This is a genomic window from Pseudoalteromonas sp. SR45-5 (assembly GCF_014163565.1).
Classification (GTDB): Bacteria; Pseudomonadota; Gammaproteobacteria; order Enterobacterales; family Alteromonadaceae; genus Pseudoalteromonas; species Pseudoalteromonas distincta.
In genome coordinates this window covers 1-1590 of sequence record NZ_JACJDN010000776.1, presented here as the reverse complement: position 1 = coordinate 1590, position 1590 = coordinate 1, and the positions used below count along the sequence as shown (strand labels likewise).

The 1590-nt window shown below is 33.9% G+C and carries 3 protein-coding genes; 1 reads left to right on the top strand and 2 read right to left on the bottom strand.

Annotated elements, in window-relative coordinates:
* Positions 1-97 precede the first annotated feature (97 nt).
* Positions 98-526 carry a hypothetical protein gene (locus H5072_RS18935; RefSeq protein WP_002961147.1) on the bottom strand — a complete coding sequence of 143 codons (429 nt, stop codon included), beginning with the start codon at positions 524-526 and terminating at the stop codon, positions 98-100.
* 199 nt (positions 527-725) lie between these two features.
* On the bottom strand, positions 726-905 hold the full coding sequence (locus H5072_RS18930) for a hypothetical protein (protein ID WP_002961145.1): 180 nt from the start codon (positions 903-905) through the stop codon (positions 726-728).
* Positions 906-1185: 280 nt separating this feature from the next.
* Between H5072_RS18930 and H5072_RS18925 the strand changes: the two genes are divergently transcribed.
* On the top strand, positions 1186-1575 hold the full coding sequence (locus H5072_RS18925) for a YkgJ family cysteine cluster protein (RefSeq protein WP_024597255.1): 390 nt from the start codon (positions 1186-1188) through the stop codon (positions 1573-1575).
* Positions 1576-1590 lie beyond the last annotated feature (15 nt).

Here is a 1590-nt window from a genome sequence, read left to right as displayed (position 1 = left end):
GTTTAATTAAATTGTACTAACTTAAGCTAAATCCAAAGAAATAGTATTTAATATGGGTAACTGTCAGATCAAGTCTGAGCTAGTAAATTTTAAGTATTTAACCTTCTTCTTCAATAAGTGACTCTAGTAGATCGTGTATTTCAGCTTTAAGCTCTTTATCTTCAATTTTATTAGCACTAACCTTAGCATTTTGAAGATTTTTAATAGCCTCGTCTTTTTGACCAAGTTCTAGCTGCAGTGTAGCCATTGAAAAAGAAACTGATGACATGTGATCTTTGTTATTAATCGCAACAGACTTTTCTAATGCTTTTTCATAAGTCGTGATTGCCTCTTCTAGCTCTTCGGTAAAATCAGCCAAAGTTTCCCATTGTACTGGGTGATCTTTTGAGGTATTTTCGTTTTCAATACAAATCGCTTTTAATTGAGCAAATAAAGATTCAAATTTTTCTCGGTTATTTTTGTTAGCCGCCGCCATTAAATCTTCTGCTAGGTCATGTACCGCTTTATATATTTTTGTATTCATCATCACTGGTTATCCTTTAGTGCAACTAAACTAATTTACTGACTCAATTTAGCTAAAATGTATCATTACAGTCATTATAAAATGTATTTAAACAACTGATTTATTTAATTTGGTGTATAGCGTAATAATACATTAATAATGAACATCGCGTAGGCGTTAAACACACTGTAATTAAACTTTATCGCAATTACTCTTAGTAACCTCACACACTGAATAAACTTGCAACCCAATCCAACGTAAAGATGGTCGTAAACACTTTAAGTGCAATGACAACTATAAATAATAGGATGATTGCCGCTTTGGCTTTACTACTTTTGAGGTTGTTCCAATATAATAACTTTGCATTAAATTCTGTTTTTAACTTAGTAACAGCTTCTTTCATAATTACATCCTACTTAGGGATCCCGCTCAGCAACATTTAATAACTACAAAGCTGCCCAAGCAGGTTTCATAATATTTTTCGCCACCTTAGAGTAAAGCATTAAATAAAGCCTGTACTATATAAAATGTAACAAGGGGTTTTAACTTAAGTTATTGTATCTAACTTTTTTACACACCCAAAAAGCAAACACTGGGGCAATTCAGTAGAGCGTTAATAATAAATTTGGTGCTACACTAATACCTAACTTAAATGTGTTAACAGCCAACTAAATTAGCAAATTATGAAAGAGTGCAACCAGTGTGGTAAATGCTGTATTAAATATGGTGGCGGCGACTTAAGCGCAACGAAAGAAGAAATAGGTTTATGGGAGCTCTTTAACCCTGAAATTTATGAGTACGTTAAAAACAACGAAATTTGGTTTGACCCAAAAACAGGCTTAAGACTTCAAGTGTGCCCATTTTTAGAAATTGCGCCTAAAAAGGAGCCTCTCGCTAAAAATATGTATACCTGCAGTATTTACCTTGACCGTCCAGAAGACTGCCGTCACTACCCTAGCCTTATTTCAGAGATGATCCGCGACGAATGCGAAATGATTGAATCTATAGATATAACAAACCAGACAAGAGCGCAGCATAAACTAGATTTGATAATGATAGATAGCCGCTCTTAAATACCCAGATAAACC